Raw genomic sequence first — 7478 nt, 5'->3', positions numbered from 1 at the left:
GTCATCTGCGCATAGTGGAATTCGTGGCCGCGAATCAGCGCCCCAGCCGAGCCCAGCGGGCAATCGGCGCGCAGCCGCGCCGCGCTCCGGCTCCGGCAAGACCAGCGTCACCATCGGCATTTTACGCGCGCTCACCCGGCGTGGGCTGAAGGTGCGAGGCGCCAAATCCGGCCCCGACTATATCGACCCCGGCTTCCACACCGCCGCCACGGGACTGTCGGGCGTCAATCTGGACAGCTGGGCGATGCCGCCATCGCTGCTCAACGCACTCGCCGCGCAAGCCGCCGACGACACCGATTTCGTCATCCTCGAAAGCGCCATGGGCCTGTTCGACGGCATTCCGGCCTCGCCGGGGCGCACCGGGTCAGCCGCAGACTTGGCTCGGCTCTACGGCCTGCCGGTGCTGCTGGTGCTCGACGTCTCCGGCCAGTCGACCACCGCGGCCGCCGTCGCCAAGGGCTTTGCCACCTACGATCCGGATGTACGCATGGCCGGTGTAGTGCTCAACCGGTTGGGCAGCGAGCGGCACCGCCGGCTGTCGGGCGACGCCATCGAGGCGATCGGCCTGCCAGTCGTCGGCGCCATCCTGCGCGATCCCACGCTGAACCTGCCCGAACGCCATCTCGGCCTCGTCCAGGCCGGCGAATATGACGACCTGATGGCGCATCTCGACCGGCTGGCCGACATGGCGGAGAAATCGCTCGACCTCGATGCGATCATGGCCCTGGCGACACCCTTCACCCCGGCGTCTGGCGGCTTCACCGACGCACTGGCGCCGCCCGGCCAGCGGATCGCACTGGCCGAGGATGCCGCCTTCACCTTCCTCTATCCGCATGTCGCCGCCTACTGGCGCAAGGCCGGCGCCGAAATCGTCCCGTTCTCGCCGCTCGCCGACGAAGCGCCCGACGAGGCTTGCGATGTCTGCTGGCTGCCGGGCGGCTATCCCGAGCTTCACGCCGGCAAGCTCGCCGCCGCCGCGACTTTCCGCGCCGGGATGACCCGTTTCGCCACGACGAAGCCCATCCACGGCGAGTGCGGTGGCTTCATGGTGCTGGGCGAAGCGCTGGAGGACGCGTCGGGCGAAACGCATGCGATGCTCGGCCTGCTCGGCCATTCCACCAGCTTCGCCAAACGCAAGATGAACCTCGGCTATCGCGAGGCGCGGCTGCGCGCCGATTGCCCGCTGGGCTCGGCTGGGGCGCTGATTCGCGGCCACGAATTCCACTATGCGCAGATGACGGCCACCGGCAATGACGAACCGCTCGCCGACCTTGCCGATGGCCAGGGCAATCCGATAGGCGCCTCGGGCTACCGGCGCGGCCATGCCAGCGGCACCTTCTTCCATGCCATTGCGAGGGGCTAGAGCATGAAGTTCAGGAACCTGGCTCTTTCCCCACGGCAGGTCGTCGACGACACCGCGCTTTGCCTGGTCTTCTTCACCCGTCTGCCGCTGCCCGTCTTCGATTTTCGCGGCCGCAGCCTTGCCGCCGCAATCTGGGCAGCCCCCATCGCCGGACTTGTCGTCGGCCTGATCGGCGCCATCGTCTTTGCCACGGCCGAACGGTTTGGCCTGGCCATGGGGCCAGCGGCGGCCCTTGCTCTCGTGGCAACCGTGCTCACCACCGGCTGCCTGCATGAGGACGGGCTGTCCGACGTCGCCGACGGCTTTGGCGGCGGCAAATCACGCGGCCGCAAACTCGAGATCATGCGCGACAGCCGCATCGGCGCCTATGGTGCCATGGCGCTGGGCCTGTCGCTGCTGATCCGCTGGAGCGCGCTGTCGGAGTTCGTCGATCCCACTCAGGCCCTCTTCGCCCTCATAGCCGCACACGCGGCCTCGCGCGGCCTGCTTGGCGCCTTCATGCATCTCTTGCCTCCAGCGCGAGTCGATGGCCTCTCGGCCGATGCCGGCACCGTCTCGCAGGAAACCGCCATCGCCGGCGCCGTGCTCGGCGCGATCCCGCTGCTCCTGCTCGGGCTCGGCGGAGCCATCTTCGCGCTGATCCTGCTTGGCCTGCTGTTTGCCGCGTTCCGCGCCCTTTGCCTCAACCAGATCGATGGCCAGACCGGCGACACGATCGGCGCCTTGCAGCAGGCAAGCGAGATCGCGGTGCTGCTCGTCGCTTCCGTAGCGCTTTCCTGATCCCCTGGCCTGATTCTCTTGGCCTGATTCCTTTTCGGAGACTTTGCCCCCATGCCCTTCAAATCCCTTAGTGAATTGCGCGCCGCCTGCCTCGACCTACCGGCCGGCAGCGATGCCGCGGCCAATGCGGTCGCCCGCCGCCAGGACACGCTGACCAAGCCGCAAGGCAGCCTCGGCCGGCTGGAGACCATCGCCGCCTGGCTGGCGCGCTGGCAGGGCCGCGACATGCCGAAACTCGACCGCGTCAAGGTTTTCGTATTCGCCGGCAACCATGGCGTCACCGCGCAAGGCGTGTCGGCCTATCCCTCGGAAGTCACCGTGCAGATGGTGGCGAATTTCGCCGGCGGCGGCGCCGCCATCAACCAGCTTGCCCGCATGGCCGGCGCCGAACTCGATGTCATCCCACTCGATCTCGACCATCCGACTGGCGACTTCACCCAAGTGCCGGCGATGGACGACAAGGCATTTCTCGCGGCTGTCTCCGCCGGGTATGACGCCGTGACAAACGACCTCGACCTGATCTGCTTCGGCGAAATGGGCATCGGCAACACCACGCCGGCCGCCGCCATTTCGGCTGCCCTGTTCGGCGGTGGTGCTGAAAAATGGACCGGACGCGGCACCGGCGTCGACGACGCCGGCCTCAAGCGCAAGGTGGTCGCCATCGAAGCCGGGCTGAAGCGTCACGCCGCCGCCCTTGCTGACCCGCTCGCTCTCGCTGCCGCGCTTGGCGGCCGCGAACTCGCCGCCATCTTCGGCGCCACGCTGGCCGCCCGCCATCTGGGCATCCCCGTGCTGCTCGACGGCTTCGTCTGCACCGCCGCCGCAGCCCCACTGGCAAAGATGCACCCAACCGGCCTCGCCCACACAATCGCCGCTCACGTTTCGGCCGAATCGGGCCATCGCGGCCTGCTCGAAGCCCTCGGCCTGCCGCCGCTGCTCGATCTCGGCATGCGGCTCGGCGAAGGCTCCGGCGCCTGCCTCGCCGTCAACATCGTCCGCTCGGCGCTGGAGTGCCATGCCCGCATGGCGAGTTTTGCCGAGGCTGGCGTTTCGGAGAAGTAGTTATCCATTCCCCGTATCGGCCGTCATCGTCACGACAAAAGAAGCATCTTCCGGCAACGGCGATTCTCAAATAGATTCTGCCTATGAAAAAACTTCATCCCGTCGCAGCTGCAGTGTCTATCGCCGTGGCGGTTGCTGTTGTGCTCCGTCACAGCAGCTATTCAAGTCATGGCCCGATCGATACCGGCATTTTCGTTGTCTTCCTGGTCTTCTTCTGGTGGCTCATCAGCGATTTCTCCGGGGGAAAAGACGGAATTGGCGCCAACGAAGCTGCAGTCGGGGAAAAGAGCATTGCTTTTCGACTCGGCCGGTTTCTGAGCCGCATTTTTCAACGCGGCTGAATCGCCACGAGATCCGGATAGCGCGGTTAAAGAATCACGGTCAGACAGCCTGCCCGAGACGCACCAAACGCGTCTCGCTTTGAGGGTCTTTCCACCAACTCTTCTAGGAATTTGGTGGGTGCGCACAGGATTGAACTGTGGACCCGCTGATTAAGAGTCAGCTGCTCTACCAACTGAGCTACGCACCCACTCGGCCGGCAAAAACCGGCGTTGGCGGGCATATAGCCGCCACCACCGGTCCTGTCCAGCCCTGCCGGAATCATTTCCCGACAAATCGACCGAGCATGCGTTCGATCAGATGAACAGCTTGCCCTCCGCCACCTTGATCGCGTTGCCGCCAATACGCGCCGAGGCCAGTTTTCCGCCTTGCACGGTCAGTTCGAGGCGGATGCGCGAAGGCCGGCCCATCTCCAGCCCCTGCTCGATCCACAGCTGCGAAATGCCGTCGGTCGGCGCGTCGAAATGCATGATGGCGCCGGCAAAGGCCGCAGCCGCCGAGCCGGTCGCCGGATCCTCGTAGGAAGGCGTGCCGGGCACGATCATGCGCACATGGAAGGCGCTTTCGTGGTTCACCGTCTCGCGGCAGTAGACATAGGGGCTGGCGAAGGCCCACTCGCTCTTGCGCGGCGCCAGTTCCGACCAGGCCTGGTTGTCCAGCCGGATGCGGCCCGCCGCCTCGAGATTGGCAACTGGAATGGTGACGTAGGGCACGCCGGCCGACCAGAACGCGACGCGGTGATTCTCGAAGCCGATCTCGTGCGGCGTCAGCCCAAGCGCCGCACCGATCGCCTCCGGATCGGCTTCGAGCTTCAGCGGCTCCGGCAGCTTCGCCAGGTCGAACTCGGCAAAAGTGTTGCCGTCATGCTTGCTGACGGCGCACCGCACCGGGCCGATGTTTTCCTCCAGCACGAAGATGCCGGCGCCGCCCTCCTCAGCCAGTTCGGCCAGCGCGATCGCGGCGCCGACCGTCGGATGGCCGGCGAACGGCATTTCATAGTCGGGCGTGAAGATGCGAATGCGGTTTCTGTGCTTGGGATTGTCCGGCGGCAGCACGAACACCGATTCCGACAGATTGAATTCGCGCGCGATGGCCTGCATCGCCGCCGTGTCCAATCCCTTGCTGTCCAGCACGACGGCCAAGGGATTGCCGGCCAGTCGCTCGGTCGTAAACACATCGTAGAGCAAGTAATTCCGGGTTTTCATTCCTGCCTCAATCCCAACATGGGCGAAATTTAATTTGATATTTGAACCAGTAAGCCTGATCTGTGCACAGACGGGATATTACGCATTATAGGGGTCCAGCGTGGACCAGATTGTCAATCTGCCAAAGACGGAATCGGATTCCGCCATCGAGACGGCGCTTGGGCTCGACAGAACGGGTCGGCGCAAATCGCGCCGGCGCGGCTGGCTCTATGCGCTGCTGGCGTTGATCGTGCTCGCTGCCGGGCTTGGCGTCTATCAGTGGTATGCCGGCTCGCCGGCCAGGATCGATTACACCACCGTGCCTGCCGCCAAGGCCGACCTCACCGTCGCGGTGTCGGCGACCGGCACGCTACAGCCCCTTACCCAGGTCGACATTTCAAGCGAACTGTCCGGCATCATCCGCTCGGTCTCGGCCGAGGAGAACCAGCAGGTCAAGAAGGGTGACGTGCTGGCGACACTCGATACGGTGAAACTCGAAGTCCAGATCGAGCGCGCCGAAGCTTCGGCCAAGGCCGCCGCCGCCAATGTCGAGGACGCCACGGTTACGCTGGCCGAAAACGAGAAGGCGCTGGTGCGCGCCGCCGAACTGACCAGGCGCGGCATGGCGACCGACCAGTCGCTTGAAGCAGCAACCGCCACGCGCGACCGTTCCAAGGCAGCGCTCGACAGCGCGCAGGCCAACCTCGCCATCGCCCAGGCCGACCTCAAGGCGCAGCAGACCGACCTTGCCAAGAGCACCATCTATGCGCCGATCGACGGCATCGTGCTGACGCGCTCGGTCGATCCCGGCCAGACGGTCGCCTCTTCGCTGCAGGCGCCGGTGCTGTTCATCATCGCCGCCGATCTCAGGAACATGGAACTGGTGGCGGCGGTCGACGAGGCCGACATCGGCGCGGTCAAGTCAGGCCAGCATGCCCGCTTCACCGTGGATGCGTTCCCCGAGCGGCCGTTCGATGCCGAGATCCGCGACATCTCCTATGCCTCGGTCACCACCGACGGCGTCGTCACCTACAATGCGCGGCTCGAGGTCGACAACAACGAACTGTTGCTGCGGCCCGGCATGACCGCCACCGTTTCGGTCGTCACAAAACAGGCCAAGGGCGTGCTCACCGTACCCGCCACCGCCTTCCGCTATCGCCCGGCGCAGCAGGCCGCCCGCGGCTGGAGCCTGAGCGACCTGTTCACCGGCCGCATGGGGCGCCCCGGCGGCAATCGCCAGCGCCAGGCCGCCACAGTGCCCACCGACGGCTCGCGCATACTCTACGTGCTGGAGAACGGGCGTCCGCACCCGGTCAATGTCAAGATCGGCTCCACCGACGGCGAACTGACCGAGATCATCTCTGGCCTGGATGAAGGCGCACAAATCATCACCGCGTCGCAGCAGCGGAGCTGATGCCGTGGCTGCGGGCGCGACCCTCATCACCTTCGACAAGGTCTGGAAGAGCTACGGCCAGGGCGAGGCCAAGGTGCATGCGCTGGCCGGCGTCGATCTAGCGATCCGGCGTGGCGAATTCGTCGCCATCATGGGTCCATCCGGCTCCGGCAAGTCGACGGCGATGAACATCATCGGCTGCCTCGACACGCCGACGGCCGGAACCTATTCCTTCATGGGCATCGACGCCGGCCGGCTCGACCGCAACCGCCGCGCCATGCTGCGCAACCTTTATGTCGGCTTCGTCTTCCAGGGCTACAATCTGCTGGCCCGCACCACGGCAGCCGAAAATGTCGAACTGCCGCTGATCTATCGGGGTGTTGCCGCGCGCGAGCGCCGAGACCTTGCCATGCAGGCGCTGGCGGAGGTCGGCCTTGTCGGCCGCGAGCACCACACGCCGGCCGAGCTGTCCGGCGGCCAGCAGCAGCGCGTGGCGATCGCGCGCGCCATCGTCACGCGTCCGACACTCCTCGTCGCCGACGAGCCGACCGGCAATCTCGACACCGCCCGCACGCACGAGATCATGGAGCTGCTCACCCGGCTCAACACCGAGCTTGGCCTGACCATCGCCATGGTCACGCATGAGGCCGACGTCGCCGAATATGCCGAACGCACAATCCGCTTCCTCGACGGCCATGTCGCTTCGGATTCCAGGAAGCTGGAGATCGCACAGCCATGATCTGGGAAACCGTCCGCCTCTCGCTGCGCTCGATCCGCCGCAATGTGCTGCGCTCGTTCCTGACGCTGCTCGGCATCGTCATCGGCGTTGCCGCCGTCATCGCCATGCTCACCATCGGCTCGGGCACCACAGCAAAGGTCAAGGCCGACATCTCCAAGCTCGGCAGCAATCTGCTGGTGGTCCGCTCCGGCCGTCCGGCCGGTCCCGGCGGACCGGGCGGGCTCGACCAGGTGGTGCGTCCGCTCGCGGAAAAGGACCTTGCGGCACTTGTGGCGCATCTCAGCGGTGCCCGCGCGATTTCGCCGGCCTCGCAAAAGCAGGTCCGCGTCATCTTCGGCACCGAGAGCCTGACCTCGGGCGTCACCGGCACCGACAGCGCCTATCTCGATGCGCGCGACTGGAAGCTGGTGTCGGGCCGCCCGTTCAGCGATTCCGAAACCCGCTCGGGCACAGGCGTGTGCCTGATCGGCGAGACCGTGCGCCAGCAGTTCTTCGGCGCCGGCGATCCCGAGGGCGAGATCATCCGCGTCAACCGCACCTCCTGCAAGATCATCGGCCTGCTCGAGCCCAAGGGCTATACCGGCTTCGGCCAGGACCAGGACAATGTCGTGCTGATGC

The 7478-nt window shown here is 65.9% G+C and carries 8 protein-coding genes and 1 tRNA gene; 7 read left to right on the top strand and 2 right to left on the bottom strand.

The features are described 5' to 3' along the window. Positions 1-19: 19 nt before the first annotated feature. The 4 genes from EN939_RS14175 to EN939_RS14160 all read left to right on the top strand — a co-directional run bounded on the left by EN939_RS14175 (position 20) and on the right by EN939_RS14160 (position 3546). Entirely contained in the window at positions 20-1363 is a 1344-nt protein-coding gene (locus EN939_RS14175; RefSeq protein ID WP_127268502.1) for a cobyrinate a,c-diamide synthase, read from the top strand. Positions 1364-1366: 3 nt separating this feature from the next. After that, positions 1367-2143 (top strand): adenosylcobinamide-GDP ribazoletransferase, encoded by a 777-nt coding sequence (gene cobS / locus EN939_RS14170; protein WP_127268501.1) that lies wholly within the window; start codon positions 1367-1369, stop codon positions 2141-2143. A gap of 51 nt (positions 2144-2194) precedes the next feature. Further along, on the top strand, positions 2195-3205 hold the full coding sequence (gene cobT / locus EN939_RS14165; RefSeq protein WP_127268500.1) for a nicotinate-nucleotide--dimethylbenzimidazole phosphoribosyltransferase: 1011 nt from the start codon (positions 2195-2197) through the stop codon (positions 3203-3205). Positions 3206-3288: 83 nt separating this feature from the next. Continuing rightward, positions 3289-3546: a hypothetical protein gene (locus EN939_RS14160; protein WP_127268499.1), complete on the top strand. Its 258-nt coding sequence runs from the start codon at positions 3289-3291 to the stop codon at positions 3544-3546. Between the two features lie 112 nt (positions 3547-3658). Here EN939_RS14160 and EN939_RS14155 read toward each other — a convergent pair. Beyond that, positions 3659-3734 (bottom strand) — tRNA-Lys (locus EN939_RS14155). A gap of 106 nt (positions 3735-3840) precedes the next feature. Next, positions 3841-4749, bottom strand: coding sequence for a PhzF family phenazine biosynthesis protein (locus EN939_RS14150; protein WP_127268498.1), 909 nt, complete (start codon positions 4747-4749; stop codon positions 3841-3843). Positions 4750-4849: 100 nt separating this feature from the next. Between EN939_RS14150 and EN939_RS14145 the strand changes: the two genes are divergently transcribed. The 3 genes from EN939_RS14145 to EN939_RS14135 all read left to right on the top strand — a co-directional run. After that, positions 4850-6142 (top strand): efflux RND transporter periplasmic adaptor subunit, encoded by a 1293-nt coding sequence (locus EN939_RS14145; protein WP_127268497.1) that lies wholly within the window; start codon positions 4850-4852, stop codon positions 6140-6142. Positions 6143-6146: 4 nt separating this feature from the next. Next, positions 6147-6860: an ABC transporter ATP-binding protein gene (locus EN939_RS14140; protein ID WP_127268496.1), complete on the top strand. Its 714-nt coding sequence runs from the start codon at positions 6147-6149 to the stop codon at positions 6858-6860. Continuing rightward, positions 6857-7478 (top strand): ABC transporter permease (locus EN939_RS14135; RefSeq protein ID WP_164750990.1); only part of this gene is annotated, 622 nt, incomplete at its 3' end. The genes EN939_RS14140 and EN939_RS14135, both read left to right, overlap by 4 nt.

The organism is Mesorhizobium sp. M7A.F.Ca.CA.002.05.1.1, from assembly GCF_003998335.1.
In the GTDB taxonomy this organism is placed as follows: Bacteria; Pseudomonadota; Alphaproteobacteria; order Rhizobiales; family Rhizobiaceae; genus Mesorhizobium.
The sequence above is the reverse complement of the archived record's forward strand: the minus strand, read 5'-3'. Positions and strand labels throughout refer to the sequence as shown.